Below are 25359 nucleotides of genomic sequence, written 5' to 3' on the forward strand. Positions count from 1 at the left end.
TCGGCTTCGAACGCCGAATGGCCCGAGGCCTTGGCTATCCGGTAGCGCCGGCCGCTGGCCGGCGAGCCACATCGGGCGGCGGCGAACGGACCGGTAAGGCATTGCCGGCCAGCGGCCGGCACTACCGATCAGGCGAAGCCATCGGTGGCGCGCACCAGCGCGTCCACGTTCTCGGCTTCGAACGCCGAATGGCCCGAGGCCTTGGCTATCCGGTAGCGCCGGCCGCTGGCCGGCGAGCCACATCGGGCGGCGGCGAAACGGACCGGCAAGGCATTGCCGGCCAGCGGCCGGCACTACCGGGTGCAGTAGATCCACGCCATGCGTGGATGGGGTTCCGGACCGGGGTCAGAGCCCTTTCCGTGGGAAAGGGATCTGACCCCTCGCCGGCCAGCGGCCGGCACTACCGATCAGGCGAAGCCGTCGGTGGCGCGCACCAGCGCGTCCACGTTCTCGGCCTCGAACGCCGAATGGCCCGACGCCGGGGTGATTTCCAGCTTTGCCTTCGGCCATACCTTGGTCAGGTCCCAGGCGTTGGCCAGCGGGCAGACCACGTCGTAGCGGCCGTGCACGATCACGCCCGGGATGTCGGCGATGCGGTGCGCGTCGCGCAGCAGCTGGTCTTCCACCTCGAAGAAGCCACCGTTGACGAAGTAGTGGTTCTCGATGCGGGCGAAGGCCAGGGCGAAGTGCGGGTCTTCGTGGCTGTTGATGAAGTCGTCATCGACATGCAGGAAGCTGGTCGCGCCTTCCCACACCGCCCACGCCTTGGCGGCTTCCAGGCGGGTGGTTTCGTCGTCGCTGGTCAGGCGGCGGTGGAAGGCCGAGATCAGGTCATGACGCTCCACCGGCGGGATCGGCTTCAGGTAATGCTCCCACGCATCCGGGAACAGGCGGTTGGCGCCTTCCTGGTAGAACCATTCCAGCTCCCAGCGGCGCAGCATGAAGATGCCGCGCAGGACCAGTTCGGTCACGCGCTGCGGATGGGTCTCGGCATAGGCCAGGGCCAGGGTCGAGCCCCAGCTGCCACCGAACACCTGCCAGCGATCGACCTTCAGGTGCTCGCGCAGCTTCTCGATATCGGCGACGAGGTCCCAGGTAGTGTTGTCCACCAGGTCCGCGTGCGGGGTGGATCGACCCGCACCACGCTGGTCGAACAGGATGATGCGGTACTTGGACGGGTCGTGGAACTGGCGCATCTTGTCGCTGCAACCACCGCCCGGGCCACCGTGCAGCATCACCACCGGCTTGCCGTCCGGGTTGCCGCACTGTTCGAAGTACAGCGTGTGGCGGTCGTCGACCTTCAGGGTGCCGACGTCGTAGGGGGTGATGGCGGGGTACAGCGTACGCATGCTTGCAGCTCCAGGGTGATGCCCTGCCGGGGCAGGAGAACCCCCATTCTAGGCCGGTCGCCGGCCCAGGGTGATGCGGTCGCGCTGCTCCAGGTCCTGCACGGTCTGCACCTCGGCAAAACCGGCGGCGTCGAACAGCGCGCGGATCGCCGCGCCCTGGTCCCATCCGTGCTCGATCAGCAACCAGCCACCGGGCAGCAGATGCGCCTGGCCGCCGTCGATGATGCGGCGGATGTCATCCAGACCGTCCACACCGGACGCCAGCGCGGAGGCCGGTTCGAAGCGCAGGTCGCCCTGTCGCAGGTGCGGGTCGTCGCTGGCGATGTACGGCGGATTGCTCGCAATCAGGTCGAAGCGCATGCCCTGCAACGGCGCGTACCAATCGTGCCCGCCCTCGGCGAAGCGGACGTTGCGCAGTTCATGGCGCGCAGCATTGCGCGCGGCCACGGCCAGCGCACCCGGGCTGGCATCGGTGGCCAGCACCTGTGCCTGTGGCCGCTCGCTGGCCAGCGCCAAGGCGATCGCGCCGCTGCCGGTGCCCAGGTCAGCCAGCCGCAGCGCACGGTCCTGCGGCAGGCGTTCCAGCGCCAGCTCGACCAGCAGTTCGGTCTCCGGGCGCGGGATCAGCGTGGCCGGATCGACCTCCAGATCCAGCGTCCAGAATCCGCGGCGGCCGGTCAGGTAGGCGACCGGCTCGCCGGCCACGCGGCGGGCCAACAGCGTCTCGAAGGCGGCCTGGTCGGCGGCGGCCAGCGGATCGGTGGCATGCGCGAACAGCCAACTGCGTGGGCGTTCCAGCACATGCAGCAGCAGCAGCTCCGCCTCATGGCGGGCTTCGACGCTGCCGAGGCGGACACTGGCCTCGGCCACGATCTGTCGCAGGGTGGGCTCGGCTCTACAAAATCGGAATCCGTTCAGGTTCCGCCGGACGGGATAAGGAGGGGCTATCGGCCCCAGGCAGCGGTCCGGCGAGATTTTCCTTGTCACACAGTCAGTTGCAGGATGAAAGCGGCCGGGTTCAGTGCCTGCTCAGTGCATTTTGATAGACTCCATCTATCAAATAGATGCAATCAATGCATTGTTCTTATCGCCAGCGAATGGGTAACCTAGCTCCTGTCGATTCACCCACTCCCCTTCACCAAGAGGAAAAATGATGTCCCTCATCAACACCCAGATCCAGCCGTTCGAAGCCAACGCTTACCACAACGGCGAGTTCATCAAGGTTTCCGACGCCAGCCTGAAGGGCCAGTGGTCCGTCCTGATCTTCATGCCGGCCGCCTTCACCTTCAACTGCCCGACCGAGATCGAGGACGCAGCTGACCACTACGCCGAGTTCAAGAAGGCCGGCGCCGAGGTCTACATCGTCACCACCGATACCCACTTCTCGCACAAGGTGTGGCACGAGACCTCGCCGGCCGTCGGCAAGGCCCAGTTCCCGCTGGTCGGCGACCCGACCCACCAGCTGACCAACGCTTTCGGCGTGCACATTCCGGAAGAAGGCCTGGCCCTGCGCGGCACCTTCATCATCAATCCGGAAGGCGTGATCAAGACCCTGGAGATCCACTCCAACGAGATCGCCCGTGACGTGTCCGAGACCCTGCGCAAGCTGAAGGCTGCCCAGTTCACCGCCGCCAACCCGAACCAGGTGTGCCCGGCCAAGTGGAAGGAAGGCGAGAAGACCCTGACCCCGTCGCTGGACCTGGTCGGCAAGATCTAAGGCAGTACCGGCCTGCCGTGGCCCCACGCCGCGGCGCGCCCTTCATCCCCGTGCCGGTCCCCCCGCCGGCGTGGGGGTGAACCCAAGACAGCCAACGCTCGCCCGCCTTGGCCAGCCAGCCCCTTCCACGGTCGCTGTCTTGGGTTCACCCCTACCCCCAGCTGGTCCGCTACCTTGTACAGCGGTGCCACGCCCTCTGTTTGCCTGAAGCCAGGAGAAGACCGATGTTGGACGCCAACCTGCAGTCGCAGCTGAAGACCTATCTGGAGCGCGTGACCCGCCCGATCCAGATCACCGCGCACGCCGACGACGGCGCCAAGTCGCAGGAAATGCTGGAACTGCTGCAGACCCTGGACAGCCTGTCGGACAAGATCTCGCTGCAGGTGCTGCGCGATGGGCAGGGCCGCGTGCCGTCCTTCGACCTGGGCACCCCGGGCCAGGACATCCACCTGACCTTCGCCGGCCTGCCGATGGGCCACGAGTTCACCTCGCTGGTGCTGGCGCTGCTGCAGGTCGGCGGGCACCCGTCCAAGGCCACCGCCGAGCTGATCGAGCAGGTGCAGAACCTGGAAGGCGACTACCGGTTCGAGACCTACTTCTCGCTGTCCTGCCAGAACTGCCCGGACGTGGTGCAGGCGCTGAACCTGGCCGCGGTGCTCAACCCGCGCATCCAGCACGTGGCCATCGATGGCGCCCTGTTCCAGGACGAAGTCGAGAAGCGCGAGATCATGTCGGTGCCGACCGTGTACCTCAACGGTGAAATCTTCGACCAGGGCCGCATGACCCTCGAGCAGATCGTGGCCAAGCTGGACACCAACGCCGGCAAGCGCGATGCCGAGAAGATCGCCGCCAAGGACGCCTTCGACGTGCTGGTGGTGGGCGGTGGCCCGGCCGGCGCTGCAGCGGCGATCTACGCCGCACGCAAGGGCATCCGTACCGGCATCGCCGCCGAGCGTTTCGGTGGCCAGGTGCTGGACACCATGGCGATCGAGAATTTCATTTCGGTGAAGGAGACCGAGGGCCCCAAGCTGGCCACGGCGCTGGAGCAGCACGTGCGCGAGTACGAGGTGGACATCATGAACCTGCAGCGCGCCAGTGCGCTGGTGCCGGCCGGCGAGGACGGCCTGGTGCAGGTGCAGCTGGAAAACGGCGCGGTACTGAAGTCGCGTTCGGTGATCCTGTCCACCGGCGCGCGCTGGCGGCAGATGAACGTGCCGGGCGAAGACCAGTACCGCAACAAGGGCGTGGCGTACTGCCCGCACTGCGATGGCCCGCTGTTCAAGGGCAAGCGCGTGGCGGTGATCGGCGGCGGCAACTCCGGCGTGGAAGCAGCCATCGACCTGGCCGGCATCGTGTCGCATGTAACCCTGCTGGAGTTCGATTCCAGCCTGCGCGCCGATGAAGTGCTGCAGAAGAAGCTGCGCACACTGGGCAACGTGACCGTGCTGACCAGCGCGCAGACCACCGAAGTGCTGGGCGACGGCAGCCGCGTCACCGGCCTGGTCTACAAGGACCGCGTCGGCGGCGATGCCCACCGCGTCGAGCTGGAAGGCATCTTCGTGCAGATCGGCCTGCTGCCCAACACCGAGTGGCTGAAGGATGTGGTGGCGCTGTCGCCGCGCGGCGAGATCCTCATCGACGACCGCGGCCAGACCAACCTGCCGGGCGTGTTCGCCGCTGGCGATTGCACGACGGTGCCCTACAAGCAGATCATCATCGCCATGGGCGCCGGCTCGACCGCCGCACTGAGTGCGTTCGACCACCTGATCCGCTCGTCGGTGAGCAACAGCAGCGGTGCCGTTGCTGAAGCAGCCTGATCCACCGTTCCCAGATCACCGGGAACATTGTCTGCCTGTCGGGTAACCACGCCGTCAGCCGGTCCGTTACCCCTGGGGTGTAAGGATGAACCTACGTGATCTGAAGTACCTGGTAGCCCTGGCCGACCACAAGCATTTCGGCCGGGCTGCCGCCTCCTGCTTCGTCAGCCAGCCCACGCTGTCGACGCAGATCCGCAAGCTGGAAGAAGAGCTGGGCCTGCCGCTGGTGGAACGCGCACCGCGCAAGGTGATGCTGACCCCGGCCGGCCAGGAAGCGGCGGCACGGGCGCGGGTGATCGTGTCCGAAGTGGAACAGCTGAAGGAGGCGGCGCGACGCAGCCGCGATCCGGAAGCCGGCACGGTGCGCCTGGGCATCTTCCCGACCCTCGGCCCGTACCTGCTGCCGCATGTGATCCCGCGCATCCGCGAGCGCTTCCCGGAGCTGGAACTGTTGCTGGTCGAGGAAAAGAGCGACGTGCTGCTGGACCGCCTGCGCGAAGGCAAGCTCGACGCCGCACTGCTGGCCCTGCCGGTGATCGACGACCAGCTGCATGCCGAATTCCTGTTCGAGGAACCGTTCCTGCTGGCCGTGTCCGGGCGCCACCCGCTGGCCCGCCGCGAACACCTGGACGTGCAGGAGCTGGCCACGCAGAAGCTGCTGCTGCTGGAAGACGGGCATTGCCTGCGCGACCAGGCGCTGGAAGTGTGCCGCCTGTTCGGCGCCAACGAGAAGTCCGAATTCCGCGCCACCAGCCTGGAAACCCTGCGGCAGATGGTCGCTGCCGACGTCGGCATCACCCTGCTGCCGAGCCTGTCGGTGCAGCCGCCGGTGCCGCGCTCGAACAACATCCGGCTGCTCGATTTCACCGGCGAAGGCCGTCCCAGCCGCCGCATCGCCATGATCTGGCGCCGCAGCTCGGCCATGAACGACTTCCTGATGGAGCTGGCCGACCAGTTCAAGCGCCTGCCGCCGGCACTGTTCACGCTGGAGGCGCTCGATGCCGGCAGCGATGCACCGGCCCTGCCCGGCCCCGCGCTGAACGGCTGAGCCCCCGCAGCACCGGCCCGGAATCGGCAGGAGTCGATTCCGGCCGCATTTGTCCCCACAATACAGACAGGCGGCGCCAGCAGGTGCCGCCTTTTGCATGGCTTTCAACCAAGGAGCTTCACCATGAACACCGCCAGCGGCCTGCCGCCGTCGATCACCGTTTCTACCTTCGACATGGACCGCCTGGACGCCATGCTCGAATCCCCTGCGCTGAGCCAGACGCCTGCCGCGCTCGCGCTTGCTGAAGAACTCAACCGGGCCACCGTGCTGGCACCGGACCAGATTCCCGAAGGCATCGTCATGATGCATTCGCGCGTGGAGTGCGAAGATGAAGTGTCGGGCGAAAAGCACGTCCTGACCCTGGTCTTCCCCCGCGAAGCCAATGTCGATGAAGGCAAGGTCTCCGTGCTGGCCCCGGTCGGCAGTGCCCTGCTCGGCCTGGCCATCGGCCAGAGCATCGACTGGAACGCGCCCGGCGGCCGCAAGCTGCGCCTGCGCGTGACTGCGGTCCACAACGACCGCCCCTGATTACCGCTGCGCACCGCGCGCGATTCGATCCCCCTGCACCAGGAGCCGTAATGAGTACCCCGTCCAAACTGTCCCAGCTGCGCGAACTGTCCGTGGTCGTTGCCGATACCGGTGACTACGAGGCGATCAAGCGCCTGCAGCCGGTGGACTGCACCACCAACCCGACCCTGGTGAAGAAGGCGCTGGACCTGCCGGTCTACGCCGAACTGATCGAACGCGAACTGGCCTGGGGCCGCCAGCAGGCCGGCGACCGCGAAGCCGTGGTGCACGCCGTGGCCGACCGCCTGACCATCGGCGTCGGCGCGCTGCTGAGCACGCTGGTGCCGGGCCGCGTGTCCACCGAAGTGGACGCCGACCAGGCCCACGACACCGCCGCCACCGTGGCCAAGGCCCGCCAGTTCATCCAGATGTACGCCGATGCCGGGGTGCCGCGCGAGAAGATCCTGATCAAGATCGCCGCCACCTGGGAAGGCGTGGAAGCCGCGCGCATCCTGCAGGCCGAAGGCATCGACTGCAACCTGACCCTGATCTTCAACCCGACCCAGGCGCTGGCCTGCAGCGAGGCCGGCGCGTTCCTGATCTCCCCGTTCGTCGGCCGCATCCTGGACTGGTACGTTGCCAACGGCCAGACCCCGGCCAGCATCGACGAAGACCCGGGCGTGAAGTTCGTGCGCGGCGTCTATGCCGAATTCAAGCGCCGCGGTTCGAAGACGGTGGTGATGGGCGCCTCGTTCCGTTCGACCGCACAGATCGAAGCGCTGGCCGGCTGCGACCGCCTGACGATTTCGCCGGACCTGCTGGAGAAGCTGGACGCCGACCACGGCGCGCTGCCGCGCAAGCTGGTGGCCGGTGCAGCGGACGGCGCGGCGGTGACCCCGATCGACGCGGCGACGTTCGCAGCAGACCTGGCGGCCGATCCGATGGCCACCGAGAAGCTGGCGACCGGTATCGATGCGTTTGCCAAGGATCTGGAAGCACTGCGCGAGCGGATCCGCGCGGCACTGTGAGGATTCCGGCCAACGGCTGAGCCCCTCGTGGCAGGTCGGTTGGTCGCCAAGAGCAAAAAGCCGCGCTGGGTCGGGCGGGTTGGGTTCGCGGGAGACGCCGTGAATCCATCCCTGGAGGCTTGGCCGCCGCATCCATGCGGCGGACACTCCCGCGAACCAAACCCGCCCGCCCTCTGACAGTTTCCGGTGGCCACCCGCCACGGAAGAAAGAAGAGCAAACGCGGGTCGCGCGCTTCGCTTGCTTGGAGCGGAGCATGGCTCCGCTCTACAGAAAGCACTGCAGGACCAAACAAGAAGGACGCGGCGAAGGCCGCGTCCTTTTTGTTTTTCTTCAGTCGTCAGTAACCCATGCTCTTGCCCACCGTCACCGGGAAACTGTCGAAGGTGGGACGGGGGCGGCTGGCAGGACCGTTGGCGCCATGGATGGCGCCATCGAGCCCCCATGGACGGGTTTACGGCGTGTCCTGCCAGCCGCCCCCGTCCCGCCCAACCATCAGCAACCCAGAGCCGCTTTGGCTGTTGACGTTGATTTTGACGTTGCCCGCCGCAGGCGGACCACCGCGCGTCAGCGCGGCGCCTCCACATCCAACCCGATCGGGCAGCTCACGCCGGTGCCGCCGATGCCGCAGTAGCCGTTCGGATTCTTCGCCAGGTACTGCTGGTGATAGTCCTCGGCGTAGTAGTACGCCGGTGCCGGGTACACGATCTCGGTGGTGATCGGGCCGTAGCCGGCCGCATCCAGCTGGGCCTGGTAGGCCTCGCGGCTGGCCAGCGCGGCAGCGTACTGTGCCTCGTCGGTGGCGTGGATCGCCGAACGGTACTGGGTGCCGGTGTCGTTGCCCTGGCGCATGCCCTGGGTCGGGTCGTGGCTTTCCCAGAACAGCTGCAGCAGCCGTTCCAGGCTCACCACCGCCGGGTCGAACACCACCTGCACCACTTCGGTGTGCCCGGTCAGGCCCGAGCACACTTCTTCATAGGTCGGGTTCGGGGTGATGCCGCCGGCGTAGCCGACCGAGGTGCTGTACACGCCCGGCTCGGTCCAGAACTTGCGCTCGGCGCCCCAGAAACAGCCCAGCGCGAAGCGGATCTGCTGCAGGCCGGCGAAGCGGTCCTTCAGCGGATGGCTGTTCACGAAGTGCTGGTTGCTGTGCAGCGGCAATGGCTGCTCGCGCCCCGGCAATGCCTCTTCCGGGCGCGGCAGGCGCTGCTTGAAGGCCCCGATGCCGAGGATGCCCTGGCCAATTCCCAACATGATGCGCTCCTACGCCGGCAGTCCGGCCATATCGTCTGCATCGGAAATGGGGTCGGCGGCGGCCTGGCCCAAGTCCAGCGCCGCGATGATGTCCTCCGCCTGCGGCCGCGCCGCGTCGGGGATGCCGACCCGCAACACACCGAACAACGGCAGCTCGCCCATGCCCCCCAGCAGCTGCTCGCCGAACACGAAGGCGGGGATGCCGGCGTTTTCCAGCGCGTGCTTGACCAGATGGGAGTCGAACAGGTTGTCGGCCTTGTACAGGATGTGCATGCGGCGGCTCCTCGGGGCAGGGCTCCAGCATACGCCCGGGGGCTGAATGGTGCCGGGGGTGGGATCCGAGAGTTGCCGGCCAGCGGCCGGCACTACCAGAGGGCGGGGCCGGCATCCCCACACCCCACCGGGCAGCCCCGCCCCGTACGCGCTAGACTGTTGGTCTTTCTGCCTTTCTTTTCGCCGACTCATGTCCGAGCACACCCCCGCCAGCCCCGAGCCCCCCGCCGACAGCCACGAAAAGCGCGATTTCATCCGCCAGATCGTGCGCGAGGACCTGGCCAGCGGAAAGCACCAGGCGATCAAGACCCGCTTCCCGCCGGAGCCGAACGGCTACCTGCACATTGGCCACGCCAAGTCGATCTGCCTGAACTTCGGCATCGCCGGCGAGTTCAGCGGCGTCTGCAACCTGCGCTTCGACGACACCAACCCGGCCAAGGAAGATCCGGAATACGTGGCCGCGATCCAGGACGACGTGCGCTGGCTGGGCTTCGAGTGGAACGAGCTGCGCCACGCCTCGGACTATTTCCAGGCCTATTACCTGGCCGCCGAGAAGCTGATCGAACAGGGCAAGGCCTACGTCTGCGACCTGTCGGCCGAGGAAGTGCGCGCCTACCGCGGCACCCTGACCGAGCCGGGCCGCCCGTCGCCGTGGCGCGACCGCAGCGTCGAGGAAAACCTCGACCTGTTCCGCCGCATGCGCGCCGGTGAATTCCCGGATGGTGCGCGCACCCTGCGCGCCAAGATCGACATGGCCAGCGGCAACATCAACCTGCGCGATCCGGCGCTGTACCGCATCAAGCACGTCGAGCACCAGAACACCGGCAATGCGTGGCCGATCTACCCGATGTACGACTTCGCCCACGCGCTGGGTGATTCGATCGAAGGCATCACCCACTCGCTGTGCACGCTGGAATTCGAAGACCACCGCCCGCTGTACGACTGGTGCGTGGACAACGTCGACTTCGCCCATGACGACGCGCTGACCCAGCCGCTGGTCGATGCCGGCCTGCCGCGCGAAGCGGCCAAGCCGCGCCAGATCGAGTTCTCGCGCCTGAACATCAACTACACGGTGATGAGCAAGCGCAAGCTGATGGCGCTGGTCACCGAACAGCTGGTGGACGGCTGGGAAGACCCGCGCATGCCGACCCTGCAGGGCCTGCGTCGCCGTGGTTACACCCCGGCCGCGATGCGCCTGTTCGCCGAGCGCGTGGGCATCAGCAAGCAGAATTCGCTGATCGACTTCAGCGTGCTGGAAGGCGCGCTGCGCGAGGACCTGGACAGTGCCGCACCGCGCCGCATGGCAGTGGTCGATCCGGTCAAGCTGGTGCTGACCAACCTGCCGGAAGGCCACGAAGAGCAGCTGACCTTCAGCAACCACCCGAAGGACGAAAGCTTCGGCAGCCGCGAAGTACCGTTCGCACGCGAAGTGTGGATCGACCGCGAGGACTTCGCCGAAGTGCCGCCGAAGGGCTGGAAGCGCCTGGTCCCGGGGGGCGAAGTGCGCCTGCGCGGCGCCGGCATCATCCGCTGCGACGAAGTGATCAAGGATGCCGACGGCACCATCACCGAGCTGCGCGGCTGGCTGGATCCGGAATCGCGTCCGGGCATGGAAGGCGCCAACCGCAAGGTCAAGGGCACCATCCACTGGGTCAGCGCCGTGCATGGCGTGCCGGCCGAGATCCGCCTGTACGACCGCCTGTTCTCGGTGCCGAACCCGGACGACGAATCGGAAGGCAAGACCTACCGCGATTACCTCAACCCGGAATCGCGCCGCACTGTCACCGGCTATGTCGAGCCGGCCGCGGCCAGCGCCGCGCCGGAGCAGTCGTTCCAGTTCGAGCGTACCGGCTACTTCGTGGCCGACCGCCGCGACCATACCGCAGCCACGCCGGTGTTCAACCGCAGCGTGACCCTGCGCGATACCTGGTCGGCCTGAGGACCTGCGCGGGCGCCTGGATGGCGCCCGCAGGACCGCGACGATGATCACCGCCCTTTCCGTCCTGCTCTGGTTCATCTCGCAGCATCCGCTGCTGACGTTCTTTGCAGCAATGGTGCTGGCCGGGCTGGTCTCGTGGTGGCGGCGCTTTCCGGGCTACGCCATCGTGGTGTTCCCGCTGGCGATGCTCAACATGTTCCTCGGCCACTTCCTCAACGCCACCTTCCTCAACGTGGTGGGCGAGCGTGGTGAAGCGGTGATCGTCAAGGCCGAGCGAACCAGCTCCACGCTCAACGAACAGTACATCTGGCGCTACGAAGCGGTGCTGCGTACCGCCGAGGGGCGCGATGTGGACGTGGTGTTCCACACCAATACCGCTTCGCTGTGGCCGCTGGAAAACGCCATCCGCATCCCGGCGCGCGACCAGCCGTTCGTGGTGAAGTACACGCCGGGCTTCCCACGCAACATCGTCATCCTCACCAACGAGTCACCGCACGGCATCGCCCAGGCCCGGGCCAGCGCGCGCGAGCGGGTGGAAGTGGCGGCGCGCAAGCTGCACTTCAGCCCGGGCAATGCCGAGTTCCGCGCCGACTATCGCCGCGAACTGGAAAGCTGGCTGCGCGACCACGGCAGCGACCCGCAGCAGCAGCCCGACGCGCAGCGATATCGCGCCGAGCTCGACGCACTCGACCGCTAGCCCCAGGCCCTGCCTGGATGTTCCGCCCCATCCATCCACAGGCCTGACATGACCACGAGCGCCACCGCCCTCCTCCCGCTGCTGCAGCAGGCCCTGCAGGACACCGGCACCGCCAGCCGCATCGACGGCAACGCGCTGCTGCTCGACAGCGGCCTGCGCCTGACCCCGCATGCGATGGCCGCGCAGCCGCGCGACAACGGCGGCTGGCAGACCTCCACCGTCATTGAAAGCCAGCATCCGCAGTTGTTCGCCGATGGCCTGTTCGAGTACCAGCACGCAAATGGTGCCGATGAGCAGGCATCGCTGTTGTCCGGCTTCCAGGCCTGGGCCCGGGTGGACCTGGTGACCCTGCAGACCGCGATCGGCGCCCAAGACGCACAGGGCCTGCCGATGATGGGCCTGACCTATCCGGCCGGTGACAATGGCGAGGAACACGAGCGCACTGTGGTGCTGGGGCCGTTGGCGCACTACCGTGCACAGGACGTGGATGCCTCCACCTGCAGCGAAGACGATCATGGCTCCTGCCCCTGCTGCCTGTTCACCCGCAGCATGGAGGCCTTCGACGAGCTGCTGAAAGCCCGCCAATTCCTGGCCATCCGCCTGTTCGCCTCGCGCCATACCGATGGTCTGTGCGAGGCCGATTGCCGGGTCAACGGCCACGACTTCGCCGCCGCCCTGCCCCTGCTGCGCGCCTATGCCGCCAGTTGGCCGCAGGCCGGGCTGGAATTCCGCAAGCAGTACGTGGTGATCCGCACCGGCTCGCCGGGCTGAGCCACGCCCACACCCGGTACAGGCCGGTGCGGCTACACTGCGCGCCGGTTTCCCAAGCAACCGCACTTTTCCCATCCCACACGAGGCACCCCCGCGATGCTGTACGCGCAAGTCCACCTGACCCTTCCCGCCTGGATCCACGACCAGATCGACCTGGATCGTCGATATCCGGGCGATGAGGCCAAGGTCGCGCTGGCGATCGAGCTGTCGCGGCTGAACGTCGAGCACGCCAGTGGCGGCCCGTTCGGTGCGGTGGTGTTCGGCCCGGATGACAAGGTCATCGCCGCCGGCGTGAACCGGGTGATGCCGCACGCGACCTCGCTGGCGCACGCCGAGAACATGGCCTACATGCTGGCCCAGCAGCGCCTGCAGACCCCGCGCCTGAACGCGGTGCTGTCGCCGGTCACCCTGGCCACCAGCTCGCAGCCGTGCTGCCAGTGCTACGGCGCCACCGTGTGGGCCGGCATCGACCGCCTGCTGATCGGTGCCAACTCGGCCGACGTCGAGGAACTGACCCCGTTCGATGAAGGCCCGCTGCCGGCCGACTGGGTGGGTGAACTCAACAAGCGCGGCATCGAAGTGGTGCAAGGCCTGAACCGCGACGCCGCGCGCAGCGTGCTGCGTGCCTATGGGGAAAGCGATGGCGCCCGTTACTGAAACCGGCATCGGCCTGCTGTGCCTGTGCCGGCAGGGCTTCGAGCCCGACCTGGCCGGCGAGCTGCAGTTCCGCGCCGGTGAAGCCGGTTTCGCCGGCTATGCGCGCACCCAGCGCAATGACGGCTACGTGCTTTTCATGTGCGACGAAGCCGCCGCGCTGGCGCCGCGCCTGCGCTGGCGCGAGCTGATCTTCGCGCGGCAGAAGCTGGTGGTGCTGGCCGAACTGCCGCAGCTGGACCCGGCGGACCGGATCACCCCGATGCTGGAAGTGCTGGCCGATGCGCCGCGCTTCGGCGACCTGTGGGTGGAACACCCCGATTCGGACGCCGGCAAGCCACTGTCCGGTCTGGCCCGTGCCTTCGGCAATGCACTGCGCCCGGCGCTGCGCAAGGCCGGCAAGCTCACTGATAAGCCGAACAACCGCCTGCCGCGCCTGCACGTGGTGTTCGTCGACGGCACCCATGCCTTCGTCTGCGTGGCCGACCCGGCCGACAGCGCGCCGTGGGCACTGGGCATCCCGCGCCTGAAGCTGCTGCCCGAGGCGCCTTCGCGTTCGGCACTGAAGCTGGACGAAGCACTGCTGACCCTGCTGACGCCGGAAGAACGCGAAGCACTGGCCAAGCCCGGCATGCGTGCGGCCGACCTGGGCGCCGCCCCCGGCGGCTGGACCTGGGTGCTGACGCGCCAACACATGCATGTTCTGAGCATCGACAACGGCCCGTTGCGCCAGCATGTGCTGGACACCGGCCTGGTCGAGCACCTGCGCGCCGATGGCTTCCACTGGCACCCGGAACAGCCGCTGGACTGGATGGTCTGCGACATGGTCGAGCAGCCGCGCCGCGTGGCCGAACGCATGGCCACCTGGTTCCGCGAGGGCTGGTGCCGGCATGCGATCTTCAATCTGAAACTGCCGATGAAGAAGCGCTGGGACGAAACCCGGCTGTGCCTGGACCTGTTCCAGGACCAGGCCGGCAAGCCGCTGGTGGTCCGCGCCAAGCAGCTCTATCACGATCGTGAAGAGATCACCGTGCTGGCTTCGCCACTGCGCTGATCCGTCATCGGCGGCACAGGTTGCCGGGAGTACGCTCCCGGTACCCTCTGGCAAGGAGCCTGTCATGAACCTTCCGCGTGCTGCCCTGCTGTTGACCATCCTGCTGGCCTCGGTACCGGCCATCGCTCAGCACGGCCCGTCCACGCCGGCGCAGAGCCAGCCGCTGGGCCCCACCGGCGGCGCGATCCGCCAGCAACCGCTGGATGCGGGCCGGGTCAGCGGCAGCGTCGAGATTCCGCAGCCGGCCGGCGAGGCGCAGGTGACCGTGCGTTCGCTGGAACCGAGCAGCGTGGTCGGCCAGTACCGCATCCATTTCGCCGCGCTGGATGTGAATGGCGACGGTTTCATCAGCCGCGAGGAAGCACAGGCCAATCCGGCGCTGGCCGACGAATTCAATTCGCTGGACCGCAGGCACCGCGGCAAGCTGGACCGCACCGACCTGGCCGGCTGGCTGGTGGATTGAAAAAGGGGACGGAGGGGATTAAGTCGTATGTGCACAAACGACTTAATCCCCTCCGTCCCCTTTTTGCTTCAGACGCCGGCGGCGCGCTTCCAGAACGCCTGTACCAGCGGCGGCCATTTGCCGACACAGCCCAGCGCGCGGCCACGGGCCAGGGTCAAGTGCATCTCGTCGTTGGAGAACAGGCGGTTGATCGCATCGAAGCTGTAGGCGGCGATCTGGTTGTCGCTGCGCCGTTCGCGTGCCCAGCGCTGCAGGCGCTGCGGCGACAGCCGCGGCTGGCCACGGCGCTCGGCCGACGGCGCCAGCCACTGCTGCAGGGCGGCGACATCGCGCAGGCCCAGGTTCACGCCCTGCCCGGCCAGCGGATGCACCACATGCGCGGCATCACCCAATGCCAGTACTCGGCCGGCCACGTAGTGACGGGCCAGTTGGCGACGCAGCGGGAAGGCCGCTCGCGGTGACGCCAGTCGCAGCTCACCCAGCCGTGCCGCGAAGGCGCGGGTCAGTTCCCGGTTGAAGGCGTCCTCGTCCAAGGCCAGCACACGTGCCGCCTCGTCCTCGGGCAGGGTCCAGACGATCGAGCTGCGGCGCTCGGCCACCGGCAGCAACGCCAGCGGCCCGCCCGGCAGGAAGCGCTGCCAGGCGGTGGCCTGGTTGGGAAGATCGCTGTCCACGTAGGCCACCACGCCACGCTGGTGGTAGTCATGCTTTTCAACCTCGATCCCGGCCAGTTGGCGCAGGGTCGATTCGGCGCCGTCGGCGGCCACCGCCAACGCCGCTTCCAGGCGACGACCGTCATCCAGGCGCAGGCGCACGCCGTCGTCGTCCTGCTCCAGCGCTTCCACCCGCGCCGGGCAGTGCAGCTGCACACCCGCCGCCGGCAGTGCCGACCACAGGCGATCCTGCAGCAGGCCGTTCTCGACGATGTAGCCCAGTTCACGACGGCCGAAGCGATCAGCATCGAACAGCAGATCTTCGCCACCGGCCGCATCCCACACCTGCATGCGCCGGTAGGGCCAGGCGCGGGCCTGCGCGATCGCCGGCCACACGCCCAGGCGGCTCAACAGTTGTACGTTGTCAGCAGCGAAGGCGAACACGCGCAGGTCAGGCTGTGCGGCCTGCCACGGCGCGGGCTCACGACCTTCCACCAGCGCAACCGACAGGCCGGCATCGGCCAACGCCAGCGCACAGGCAGCGCCGACCACGCCACCTCCGACGATGGCCACGTCCAGGCGCACACGCCGGCTCATGCCGCTTCTCCACGGCACAGCCGCGGCACTTCGCCACGGAAGCCCATCGCACCACCGACCAGCATCGACTGCACCGAGGCGCGTTGCGCGGCCACCAGGCCGAGGCTGCGCAGCGGCCGCATCAGCGGTGCCGGATTGCTGGTCAGCCGTGCCAGGCCACCCGAGAACGCCACCGTCTGCCGTCGGTCTTCCTGGCGGCGCGCAACATAGGCCTGCAGCAGCACATCGCTGCCGGCATCCTCGTGCGCATCCTCCAGCAGTTCGGCCAGGGTCAGCGCATCGCGCAGGCCCAGGTTGAAGCCCTGCGCACCCAGCGGATGGATGGTCTGCGCGGCATTGCCCAGCAGCACCGTGCGTTCACCGGCCAATGCGCGCGCCAGCACCTGGATGAGCGGGTAAGCGCTGCGCGGGCCGGATTCGAGCAGCCGACCGGCACGCCAGCCGATCGCATCCTGCAGGCGCTGCAGCCAGGCCGCATCGTCCAGCGCCATCACCGCATCGGCCTGGTCCCGCGCCACGCCGTGCACGGTGCCGAAGTGGCGGTCGCCGCGCGGCAGCAGGGCGGTCGGGCCGGTATCGGTGAAGCGCTCCCAGGCCGTGCCATCCGGCGCACGCTGGCTGCGCACGCGGGCCACGAACAGGGTCTGCTGGAAATCATGCCGGTCGACCTCGATGCCCAGCGCGCCACGCACACCGCTGGTCGTGCCATCGGCACCGACCACCAGCCGTGCCAGCAGTACGCGCTCGCCGGTCTCGTCGGCCACCCGCACCTGGCGGTAGCCGTCGACCACCTCGCCCAGGCCCAGGAACCGCATCGGCCGGTAGCGCCGCAGCTGCGGCAGCTCCTGCAGGCGCGCTTCCAGCGCCTGGCCGAAGTCACGCGCGACAACCACCTGGCCGAACCACGGCCGGTCGTAGCCGGAAGCCTCCAGCTGCACGCGGCCGAAATCGCCGGCGCGGCTGACATGGATGCGGCGGATCGGGCCCGGCGCCATCGCCAGCTTCTGCATGACCCCCAACGCGGTCAGCGCGTTGACGGTCGCCGCGGCGAAACTGAGGTTGCGCTGGTCGAACACCGCCGGCAGCTCGCCGGCCGGGCTGGCTTCGAGCAGGCCCACGTCGCGGCCCAACCGGTCCAGGGCAATGGCCAGGCTGGCACCGACCAGGCCGCCACCGACGATCAGCACGTCATGTCGTTCACTCATGGTGTTCATGATACGCGCTCGCCCCGCCCGAACACCCAACAGCCCCCGACCTGCGCCAACCGGCGCGGCGGGCTAGAATGAAACCTGAATCCGCTCCGGGCCCGCTGCCATGTCCGCCACCGCCAACCGTGCCTTCGTCCTGTCCGTACTCGTGCTGTTGCTGGCGGCGACCCGGGTCAACCACTTCGCGGCGATCCCGGATGCCTCCTGGGCGGTGTTCTTCATCGGCGGCTTCTACCTGGCTGGCTGGACCCGCTGGGCGTTCCCGCTGCTGATGGTGTTCGCGGTGCTGGTGGACTGGATCGTGATCCGCAGCAGCGGCCTGGATTTCTGGCAGCACTACTGCGTGTCGCCGGGTTACTGGCTGCTGCTGCCGGCGTATTTCTCGCTGTGGGCCGGCGGCATGCTGCTGGGCCGCAACTACCAGGGGGCACGCTGGCCGGTACTGGCCAAGGGCGCGCTGCTGCTGGTGGCCTCGGTGGCGGTCTGTCACCTGCTCGCGCAGGGCGGCTTCTACTGGACCAGCCGCAACGTGGCCGAGCCGACGCTGGCCGGCTGGGCACAGAACTACGCACAGTGGTTCGGGCCGTACCTGCGCACCACCGCCATCTACGTGGCGCTGGCCGCCGCCCTGCAGCTGGCCGTGGAGCAGGTGCTGAAGCTCCAGCAGGCCCGCCGCGACATCCGGCACTGAGCCGCGCCATGGGTCATCGCCTCTCGCGCATCTATACCCGCACCGGCGACGACGGCAGTACCGGCCTTGGCGACGGCCAGCGCGTGGCCAAGGATGATGCCCGCGTGGCGTCCTACGGCACTGTCGACGAAGCCAATGCCGCACTCGGCCTGCTGCTGGCCACGGCGCTGCCCGACGACGTGCGCGCGCTGGTGGTGCATCTGCAGCACCAGCTGTTCGACCTGGGCGCCGAACTGTGCATCCCCGGCCACGCCGCGATCCACGCCGCCGATGTGTCGGCACTGGAACAGCAGCTGGATCACTACAACGCCAGCCTGCCGATGTTGAAGGAATTCATCCTGCCAGCCGGTGGCGAGGCCGCCGCACGCTGCCACCTGGCGCGCACCATCGTCCGCCGGGCCGAGCGCGAGACGGTCACCCTGGCCCGCCACGACGCCGTGCGCAGCGAGGCGCTGCAGTACCTCAACCGGCTGTCGGACCTGTTGTTCGTGCTGGCCCGGGTGCTGGCCCGTGCCGATGGCCATGGCGAAGCGCTGTGGCAGCCACAGCAGCGCCAGCGCTGAGTCGGCACGATGCTGGTCTTCACCCATCCGTCCTGCCTGCTGCATGACCCCGGCCCTGGCCATCCGGAGTGCCCGCAACGCCTGCAGCATGTGCTCGATGCCCTGCACGCCGCCTTCCCCGGCCAGCTGGACTGGCGCGAGGCGCCGCCGGCCAAGTTCGGCGAACTGACCCGGGTCCACGACAGCGCCCTGCTCGACTTCGTGCTGCAGCCGCAGACCGCGCCGCTGCGACAGCTGGACATGGACACCTGGACCTCGCCCGGCTCGGCCAGTGCCGCCGTGCATGCCGCCGGCGCCGGCGTGGCGGCGGTAGATGCGGTGATGCTGGGCGAGGACCCGCTGGCGTTCTGCGCGGTGCGGCCACCGGGCCACCACGCCACCAGCAGCACTGCGATGGGCTTCTGCCTGCTCAACAACATCGCCATCGCCGCCGCCTACGCCCGTGACCGTCATGGCCTGGAGCGGATCGCGGTGGTCGATTTCGATGTCCACCATGGCAACGGCACCCAGGACATCTTCCAGCACGACGCCCGGGTCTCGTACTACAGCACCCACCAGGCCGGGCTGTTCCCCAACTCCGGCCTGCGCCGCGACCGCGGTGCCGGCAACCTGATGAACATCCTGCTGCCCCCCGGCAGCGGCGGTTTCCGCTTCCGCAATGTGTGGGCCGACGAGATGCTGCCAGCCATCGACGACTTCCGCCCGCAGCTGCTGCTGATTTCGGCCGGCTTCGATGCCCACCTGCGCGATCCGCAGGCCGATCTGATGCTGGAAACCGACGATTTCGCCTGGATCACCCGCGAACTGCATGCGCTGGCGCGCCGCCATGCGGCCGGCCGGGTGGTCTCGATGCTGGAAGGCGGCTATGACCTGCAGGCCCTTGCCGAGTGCAGCGTGGCCCATGTCCGGGCCCTGCTGCCCCCCCCACCGGGCAGCGTCTCCGGATGAACCCGAACCGGCAGGATCCGACGCCCTTCATTGCCCCTATGCAAGGGATGGGGCAAGCTACCGTCCGTTTTCGCCCGAATCCGAACCGCGTGCGCCGAGCCCTCCGCCTGCTTCCCCTGCCTCTGAGCATCGCCATCTGCCTGCCGGCAATGGCCGATGAAAAGCCGCTCAACTGGGGCCTGTGCCCGGCTACCGACGTGATTCCCGCGTTCACCGATGCCCCTGTCCCGGTCCCGGGGCAGGACAAGGCCGCCGCCAGCGCCGCGCGCGAGCAGCAGCCGACCGACATCGAGGGTGACCAGCTGCTGGGCACCACCACCGTGCCGCAGTACGAAGGCAACGTGGCCCTGCGCCGTGGCGACCAGTTCGTCGGCACCGACAAGCTCAGCTTCGATACCGAGACCGGCAACTACATCGCCGACGGCAATGTCCGCTACCAGGACTCCTCGATCCGCATGGTCGCCAAGCGCGCCGAGGGCAACCAGGAAAGCGACACCCACAAGATCACCGACATCAAGTACCAGCTGGTGTCGCGCCGCGGCAACGGCGATGCCGAATCGGTCGACCTGCAGGGCGCGGTCGGCCAGATGCACCGCTCCACCTACACCACCTGCGACCCGTCGCAGCCGGTGTGGAAGCTGTCGGCGCCGCAGATCGAAGTGGACAACGACGAAGGCTTCGGTACCGCCCGCAACGCCGTGCTTCGCATCGGCAAGGTGCCGGTGCTGTGGGCGCCGTACTTCAAGTTCCCGATCGACGACCGCCGCAAGACCGGCCTGCTGTTCCCGCAGCTGGGCATGTCCGGCCGCAACGGTTTCGATTACGCACAGCCGATCTACTTCAACCTGGCGCCGAACTACGACGACACGTTGACCCCGCGCTACATGAGCCGGCGCGGCCTGATGCTCGACAACGAATTCCGCTACCTCTACAACGGCGGCCGCGGCGAACTGCTGACCGCGTTCATGCCCAACGACAAACTGCGCGACCGCGACCGCGGCCGGGTGATGTTCGGCGGCTACCACAACCTCGACGACCACTGGCAGGCCCGCGCCAACCTGGCCTGGGTCAGCGACGAACGCTATGTGGAAGACTTCGCCAACCGCCTGGTGGGGGTCACCGCGTCGAACCTGCAGAGCACCATCGGCCTGTACGGCACTGGCAGGAACTGGACGGCCGGCATCATGGCCGACCGCTGGCAGCTGACCGACTACACCCTCAACGAGGGTGCGCTGGCCTACAACCGCCAGCCGCGCCTGTATTTCAACTGGGACAAGCCGGTCCTGCCGTGGCTGGAAACCGGCATCTACGCCGAAGCCGTGCGTTTCACCCACGACGACATCAACTTCAAGTACGGCGCTGATGCGGGACCGGACCTGCAGTACACCCGCAACGGCAGCCGTCAGACCGACGGCATCGGTGTCAGCGGCGGCTCGCGGCTGGATGTCAAACCCTACGTGTCGTTCCCGATCAGCGGCGCGGCCTGGTATGTCACGCCGACCCTGGCCTACCGCTATACCGGTTACCAGCTGGACCGTGGCCTGGTTGATGGCGTGAACGGCATCCGCGGCCAGATCCTGCGTTCGCAGGGCATCGACCCGAACACCGCCACACCGGAACAGCTGCGCGGCAACACCTCGCCCAGCCGCAGCCTGCCGATCGGCAGCATCGACGCCGGCCTGTTCTTCGATCGCGAGACCCGCATCGGTGGCAAGTCCTTCCTGCAGACCCTGGAACCGCGCCTGTTCTACCTGCGCACGCCCTACCGCGATCAGGACGAGCTGCCGATCTTCGACACCCGCGACTTCACCTTCAGCTGGGGCCAGCTGTTCCGCGATTCTCGCTATACCGGCGCCGATCGCCAGAACGACGCCAACCAGCTGACCATGGCGCTGAGCACCCGCTTCATCGACCAGACCACCGGCAAGGAACGCTTCTCGGCCTCCATCGGCCAGATCCAGTACTTCGACGAATCGCGGGTGACCGTCACCCCGGGTGGCGCGCCGGTGGAGAAGGGCAAGTCGGCGTGGATCGCTGACGGCAACTACATGATCAACGACCGTTGGACCCTGGGTGCCACCTACCAGTGGGACCCCAAGTACAAGCGCGAGGATCTGGCCAGCGTCCGCGCCCGCTACCTGATGCCCAACGATGGCGTGATCAACCTCAGCTACCGTTACCGCATCAACTCCGGCGCCCCGGCCACCGCCAACAAGCATGACCGCACGCTGCTGGAACAGGCCGACCTGTCGTTCCTGTACCCGCTGAATGCGCGCTGGAGCCTGGTCGGCCGCTACTACTACTCGCTGCAGGACAAGGAACCGCTGGAGATCATCGCCGGCGTCCAGTGGGACAGCTGCTGCCTGGCCGTGCGTGCGGTCGCCCGCCGCTACGTCCGCAACCGCGAAGGCGAGATGAACAACGCCATCCAGCTGGAGTTCGTGCTCAAGGGCCTGAGCTCCCTGGGCCAGGACACGGACCGTACCCTGCGCCGTGCTATCCTCGGCTACAACCGCGACGACCTCTATCTCGTGCCGCCGAGCAACACCGGGGCGACCCGGGATGACTACGATCCGAACCTGATCCCATGACCAAGCGCTTCCCCGTTCTTCTCGCCTCGCTGCTGGCGGTGTCCAGCGTGTCCGCCCCCCTGCAGGTGCTTGCCCAGGAGGCGCAGCCGCTTGACCGCATCGCCGCCGTCGTCGATGAGGACGTGATCCTGCAGAGCGAGCTCCAGCGTGCGATCGCCAACATCAAGGCGCAGTACGCCGGCCGTGAAAACCAGCTGCCGCCGGAAGACGTGCTCAGCCGCCAGGTGCTCGAGCGCCTGGTGCTGGTCAAGCTGCAGGTGGCCCGCGCCCAGGGCAGCGGCATCCGGGTCAGCGACCAGGAACTGAACCAGGCGATGAACTCCATCGCCCAGCAGAACGGTTCGAACCTGGATGCCCTGCGCCAGCGCCTGGCCCATGACGGCATCGACTTCAACGATTTCCGCGCCTCGGTGCGTGACGAGATCACCGTGCAGCGCCTGCGCCAGAGCTTCGCGCAGAGCCGCATCAGCGTCAGCGAGGGTGAAGTCGACGCCGCGCTGAAGCAGCAGGCCACGGTGGGCAACCAGTACCACCTGGCGCACATCCTGATCGCCCTGCCCGACGGTGCCAACGCCGACCAGATCGCCACCGGCCAGAAGAAAGCCGATGGTGTGAAGACCCTGCTGGACAAGGGCGAGCTGGACTTCAACGCTGCAGCCGTGCGCTATTCGGACAGCCCGAATGCACTGGAAGGCGGTGACCTGGGCTGGCGCAGCCTGGATGAAATCCCGCAGGCCTTTGCCCAGATGATGGAAAAGATGAAGCCCGGCGAAGTGGTCGGCCCGATCCGTGGCCCGAGCGGCTTCCAGCTGCTGAAGCTGGTGGAAGTGCGTGACGCCAGCTCCGCCGCCGCCGGTGAGCATACGGTCACCGAATTCCACGGCCGCCACATCCTGGTGCGCGTGGACGACCACCAGACCGACGCCGCCGCCAAGGCCAAGATCGACACCCTGCGTGCCCGCATCGCCGGTGGTGCCGAGTTCCAGACCGTTGCCAAGGAATCCTCCGAGGACAACAACAGCAAGGGCCAGGGCGGTGACCTGGGCTGGTTCCCGGCCGACGCGTTCGGTCCGGCCTTCGGCCAGCAGGTGGAAGGCCTCCAGGACGGTGGCGTCAGCCAGCCGTTCCGTACCGATGCCGGTTGGCACATCGTGCAGCGCGTGGCGACCCGCCAGACCGACGTGACCACCGACAACCAGCGTGCCCAGGTCCGCGAGACCATCGGCCGCCGCAAGCTGGAAGACGAGTACAACCGCTTCCTGCAGGAACTGCGTGGCGAAGCCTACGTCAGCTTCCGCAGCGGCGACCGCGCGGAAAACACCGCCACCCCGCCGCAGTCCTGAACGATGCGCCCCGAGCTCGCTCTGGTACCGGGCGAGCCCGCCGGGATCGGCCCGGAGCTATGTGTCCGCCTCGTCCAGCAGCCGCGTGAAGATTGCCGGCTGCTGGCCTTCGCCGATCCGGACACCCTGCACGCGGCCGCGGCCGCGCTGAACCTGCCCCTGCAGCTGCTGCCCGAGGACGCCGAAGCACGCGCCCCCGGCGATCTGCGCCTGCGCGCTGTCCGCAACGCTGCGCCCAGCCGCTTCGGCCAGGCCGATCCGGCCAATGCCGGCGCGGTCATCGGCGCGCTGCTCGGCGCCGGCCAGGCCTGCCTGTCCGGCGAACTGCACGGTGTTGTGACCGGCCCGGTGCACAAGGCGGTCATCAATGAAGGCGGCATCGCCTACAGCGGCACCACTGAACTGCTGGCCGACCAGGCCGGGGTGAAGGTGGTGATGATGCTGGCCAACCACATCGTGCGCGTGGCCCTGGCCACCACCCACCTGCCGCTGCGCGAGGTGGCCGATGCGATCACCGCGCCCGGCCTGGAGCACGCGCTGCGCACGGTGCACGCCGCACTGCGCCGTGAGTTCGGCCTGCCTGCGCCGCGCATCGCCGTGCTCGGCCTGAACCCGCACGCCGGCGAAGATGGCCACCTGGGCCGCGAAGAACTGGATCTGGTCATCCCGCTGCTGCAGCGCCTGCGCGCGGAGGGCATGGACCTGGTCGGGCCGCTGCCGGCCGATACCGCCTTCCTGCCCGCCAAGCTGGCCGGCTTCGACACCGTGCTGGCGATGTACCACGACCAGGGCCTGCCGGTACTGAAATATTCCGGCTTCGAACAGGCGGTGAACCTGACCCTGGGCCTGCCCTATCCGCGCGTGGCGGTGGACCATGGCACCGCGCTGGAGCTGGCCGGCCGCGGCATCGCCGATCCCTCCAGCCTGCAGGCGGCAACGACGCTGTGTGCGCAGCTTGCGCGGCAACGTACACTGGGCGCATGAATTCCCCGCATTCCCCCTCCGGCCCGGTGTTCACCGCACCGGCCAAGAAGCAGCTTGGCCAGCATTTCCTGGCCGACCGCCACTACATCGACAAGATCGTGATGGCGGTCAACCCGAAAGACGGCGACCGCCTGGTCGAGATCGGCCCTGGCCAGGGCGCGATCACCCTGCCGCTGCTGCGCGTGCACCCCACGCTGACGGTGATCGAGTTCGACCGCGACCTGATCGCGCCGCTGACCGCCGCCGCCGAGCCGCTGGGCGAGCTGACCATCGTTCATCGCGACGTGCTGCGCGTGGACTTCACCGAACTGGCCGCCGGCCAGCCGATCCGCCTGGTCGGCAACCTGCCCTACAACATCTCCTCGCCGATCCTGTTCCATGCGCTGGAGCATGCCGCGGTCATCCGCGACATGCACTTCATGCTGCAGAAGGAAGTGGTCGACCGCATGGCGGCCGGCCCCGGCAGCAAGGTGTATGGCCGCCTCAGCGTGATGCTGCAGGCCTACTGCCAGGTGACCTCGCTGTTCGTGGTGCCGCCGGGCGCGTTCCGGCCGCCGCCGAAGGTCGATTCGGCCGTGGTGCGTCTGGTGCCGCGTGACCCGGCCGCGATCAACATCAACGACCACAAGCGCTTCGCCGAGGTGGTCAAGGCCGCCTTCGGGCAGCGCCGCAAGACCCTGCGCAATGCCCTGAACAACGTGGTGTCCGCCGAGCAGTTCATCGCCGCCGGCGTGCGTCCCGATGCCCGCGCCGAACAGCTGGACGTGGCCGAATTCATCGCTTTGGCCAATGCCTCCTGATTACACTGCCGGTATGGAAGACGCTGACGTTTATGCCATCTCCGTCGAAGTCGCGCCGCGCTTCCTCGACGATCAATCCGCGCCGGAAGACGGTCGCTTTGCGTTCGCCTACACGATCCGCATCCACAACCAGGGGCGGGTCGCGGCACGCCTGGTCGCGCGCCACTGGCGCATCACCGATGCCAATGGTCGTGTCGAGCATGTTGATGGCGACGGGGTGATCGGCGAGCAGCCGCGGCTGCGCCCCGGTGAAGACTTCCGTTACACGTCCGGTGTCATGCTGGGGACCGATCACGGGACCATGCAGGGGCACTACGACATGGTCGCCGACGATGGCACCGAATTTGCCGCGCCGGTCGCACCCTTCGTGCTGGCCGTGCCGCGTACCCTGCACTGACACGGAGGCCGAACG

The 25359-nt window shown here is 67.9% G+C and carries 25 protein-coding genes and 1 pseudogene; 19 read left to right on the forward strand and 7 right to left on the reverse strand.

What is annotated here, in order from left to right; all coding sequences use genetic code 11:
* Window positions 1–128 precede the first annotated feature (128 nt).
* The 3 genes from VG556_RS14950 to prmC all read right to left on the reverse strand — a co-directional run bounded on the left by VG556_RS14950 (window position 129) and on the right by prmC (window position 2222).
* Window positions 129–269 (reverse strand): hypothetical protein, encoded by a 141-nt coding sequence (locus VG556_RS14950; RefSeq protein WP_154583310.1) that lies wholly within the window; start codon window positions 267–269, stop codon window positions 129–131.
* 138 nt (window positions 270–407) lie between these two features.
* Complete coding sequence (pip, locus tag VG556_RS14955) at window positions 408–1349, reverse strand: prolyl aminopeptidase (RefSeq protein WP_032956979.1); 942 nt, start codon at window positions 1347–1349, stop codon at window positions 408–410.
* A 48-nt stretch (window positions 1350–1397) separates the two neighbouring features.
* Window positions 1398–2222, reverse strand: coding sequence for a peptide chain release factor N(5)-glutamine methyltransferase (prmC, locus tag VG556_RS14960; RefSeq protein WP_275585156.1), 825 nt, complete (start codon window positions 2220–2222; stop codon window positions 1398–1400).
* A gap of 280 nt (window positions 2223–2502) precedes the next feature.
* Here prmC and ahpC point away from each other — a divergent pair, with 280 nt between their 5' ends.
* From ahpC to VG556_RS14985, 5 genes are all read left to right on the forward strand, one after another.
* Window positions 2503–3066, forward strand: coding sequence for an alkyl hydroperoxide reductase subunit C (gene ahpC / locus VG556_RS14965; RefSeq protein WP_005408159.1), 564 nt, complete (start codon window positions 2503–2505; stop codon window positions 3064–3066).
* A 224-nt stretch (window positions 3067–3290) separates the two neighbouring features.
* Complete coding sequence (gene ahpF, locus VG556_RS14970; RefSeq protein ID WP_100449363.1) at window positions 3291–4883, forward strand: alkyl hydroperoxide reductase subunit F; 1593 nt, start codon at window positions 3291–3293, stop codon at window positions 4881–4883.
* An 85-nt stretch (window positions 4884–4968) separates the two neighbouring features.
* Window positions 4969–5931, forward strand: coding sequence for a LysR substrate-binding domain-containing protein (locus VG556_RS14975; RefSeq protein WP_100449362.1), 963 nt, complete (start codon window positions 4969–4971; stop codon window positions 5929–5931).
* Window positions 5932–6054: 123 nt separating this feature from the next.
* The gene (gene rnk / locus VG556_RS14980) at window positions 6055–6459 is read left to right on the forward strand and encodes a nucleoside diphosphate kinase regulator (RefSeq protein WP_014036052.1); all 405 of its coding nucleotides are present in this window, start codon (window positions 6055–6057) and stop codon (window positions 6457–6459) included.
* A gap of 50 nt (window positions 6460–6509) precedes the next feature.
* Window positions 6510–7466, forward strand: a complete 957-nt coding sequence (locus VG556_RS14985) for a transaldolase (RefSeq protein WP_100449361.1) — start codon at window positions 6510–6512, stop codon at window positions 7464–7466.
* A 565-nt stretch (window positions 7467–8031) separates the two neighbouring features.
* Here VG556_RS14985 and msrA read toward each other — a convergent pair.
* A complete protein-coding gene (gene msrA / locus VG556_RS14990) occupies window positions 8032–8697 on the reverse strand; it encodes a peptide-methionine (S)-S-oxide reductase MsrA (protein WP_032956996.1) in 666 nt (221 codons plus the stop codon).
* 30 nt (window positions 8698–8727) lie between these two features.
* Window positions 8728–8991 carry a DUF2007 domain-containing protein gene (locus VG556_RS14995; RefSeq protein ID WP_423180028.1) on the reverse strand — a complete coding sequence of 88 codons (264 nt, stop codon included), beginning with the start codon at window positions 8989–8991 and terminating at the stop codon, window positions 8728–8730.
* Window positions 8992–9181: 190 nt separating this feature from the next.
* Between VG556_RS14995 and VG556_RS15000 the strand changes: the two genes are divergently transcribed.
* The 6 genes from VG556_RS15000 (at window position 9182) to VG556_RS15025 (ending at window position 14569) form a co-directional block, all read left to right on the forward strand.
* Window positions 9182–10930 carry a glutamine--tRNA ligase/YqeY domain fusion protein gene (locus VG556_RS15000; protein ID WP_111144262.1) on the forward strand — a complete coding sequence of 583 codons (1749 nt, stop codon included), beginning with the start codon at window positions 9182–9184 and terminating at the stop codon, window positions 10928–10930.
* Window positions 10931–10973: 43 nt separating this feature from the next.
* Entirely contained in the window at window positions 10974–11627 is a 654-nt protein-coding gene (locus tag VG556_RS15005) for a hypothetical protein (RefSeq protein ID WP_100449359.1), read from the forward strand.
* Window positions 11628–11675: 48 nt separating this feature from the next.
* On the forward strand, window positions 11676–12398 hold the full coding sequence (locus VG556_RS15010; protein WP_100449358.1) for a DUF6348 family protein: 723 nt from the start codon (window positions 11676–11678) through the stop codon (window positions 12396–12398).
* 96 nt (window positions 12399–12494) lie between these two features.
* On the forward strand, window positions 12495–13055 hold the full coding sequence (locus VG556_RS15015) for a nucleoside deaminase (RefSeq protein ID WP_004154307.1): 561 nt from the start codon (window positions 12495–12497) through the stop codon (window positions 13053–13055).
* Complete coding sequence (gene rlmM / locus VG556_RS15020; RefSeq protein ID WP_100449357.1) at window positions 13039–14106, forward strand: 23S rRNA (cytidine(2498)-2'-O)-methyltransferase RlmM; 1068 nt, start codon at window positions 13039–13041, stop codon at window positions 14104–14106. Before VG556_RS15015 ends, rlmM begins: the two co-directional genes overlap by 17 nt.
* Before the next feature lie 64 nt (window positions 14107–14170).
* A complete protein-coding gene (locus tag VG556_RS15025) occupies window positions 14171–14569 on the forward strand; it encodes a hypothetical protein (protein ID WP_100449356.1) in 399 nt (132 codons plus the stop codon).
* A gap of 68 nt (window positions 14570–14637) precedes the next feature.
* On the opposite strand, the gene VG556_RS15030 is transcribed toward VG556_RS15025, so the two are convergent.
* Entirely contained in the window at window positions 14638–15819 is a 1182-nt protein-coding gene (locus VG556_RS15030; protein WP_100449355.1) for a UbiH/UbiF family hydroxylase, read from the reverse strand.
* Window positions 15816–17024 (reverse strand): 2-octaprenyl-6-methoxyphenyl hydroxylase, encoded by a 1209-nt coding sequence (ubiH, locus tag VG556_RS15035; protein WP_049404153.1) that lies wholly within the window; start codon window positions 17022–17024, stop codon window positions 15816–15818. The genes VG556_RS15030 and ubiH overlap by 4 nt, the downstream gene beginning before the upstream one ends.
* Before the next feature lie 109 nt (window positions 17025–17133).
* Between ubiH and VG556_RS15040 the strand changes: the two genes are divergently transcribed.
* From VG556_RS15040 to apaG, 8 genes and pseudogenes are all read left to right on the forward strand, one after another.
* Window positions 17134–17718, forward strand: a complete 585-nt coding sequence (locus VG556_RS15040; protein WP_014645992.1) for a hypothetical protein — start codon at window positions 17134–17136, stop codon at window positions 17716–17718.
* Window positions 17719–17726: 8 nt separating this feature from the next.
* On the forward strand, window positions 17727–18281 hold the full coding sequence (locus VG556_RS15045; protein ID WP_014645991.1) for a cob(I)yrinic acid a,c-diamide adenosyltransferase: 555 nt from the start codon (window positions 17727–17729) through the stop codon (window positions 18279–18281).
* Between the two features lie 9 nt (window positions 18282–18290).
* Entirely contained in the window at window positions 18291–19229 is a 939-nt protein-coding gene (locus VG556_RS15050; RefSeq protein WP_014645990.1) for a histone deacetylase family protein, read from the forward strand.
* 89 nt (window positions 19230–19318) lie between these two features.
* The gene (lptD, locus tag VG556_RS15055) at window positions 19319–21820 is read left to right on the forward strand and encodes an LPS-assembly protein LptD (protein ID WP_197602846.1); all 2502 of its coding nucleotides are present in this window, start codon (window positions 19319–19321) and stop codon (window positions 21818–21820) included.
* Window positions 21817–23148 (forward strand): annotated as a pseudogene (locus VG556_RS15060) (peptidylprolyl isomerase); the annotation flags it as partial. The gene lptD and the pseudogene VG556_RS15060, both read left to right, overlap by 4 nt.
* An 18-nt stretch (window positions 23149–23166) precedes the next feature.
* On the forward strand, window positions 23167–24147 hold the full coding sequence (pdxA, locus tag VG556_RS15065; protein ID WP_032959015.1) for a 4-hydroxythreonine-4-phosphate dehydrogenase PdxA: 981 nt from the start codon (window positions 23167–23169) through the stop codon (window positions 24145–24147).
* Window positions 24144–24947, forward strand: coding sequence for a 16S rRNA (adenine(1518)-N(6)/adenine(1519)-N(6))-dimethyltransferase RsmA (gene rsmA, locus VG556_RS15070; protein WP_014645986.1), 804 nt, complete (start codon window positions 24144–24146; stop codon window positions 24945–24947). The genes pdxA and rsmA overlap by 4 nt, the downstream gene beginning before the upstream one ends.
* Before the next feature lie 13 nt (window positions 24948–24960).
* On the forward strand, window positions 24961–25344 hold the full coding sequence (gene apaG / locus VG556_RS15075; RefSeq protein ID WP_008268668.1) for a Co2+/Mg2+ efflux protein ApaG: 384 nt from the start codon (window positions 24961–24963) through the stop codon (window positions 25342–25344).
* The last annotated feature ends 15 nt before the right edge of the window (window positions 25345–25359 follow it).

It is taken from the genome of Stenotrophomonas sp. CASM106 (assembly GCF_049384825.1).
Classification (GTDB): Bacteria; Pseudomonadota; Gammaproteobacteria; order Xanthomonadales; family Xanthomonadaceae; genus Stenotrophomonas; species Stenotrophomonas muris.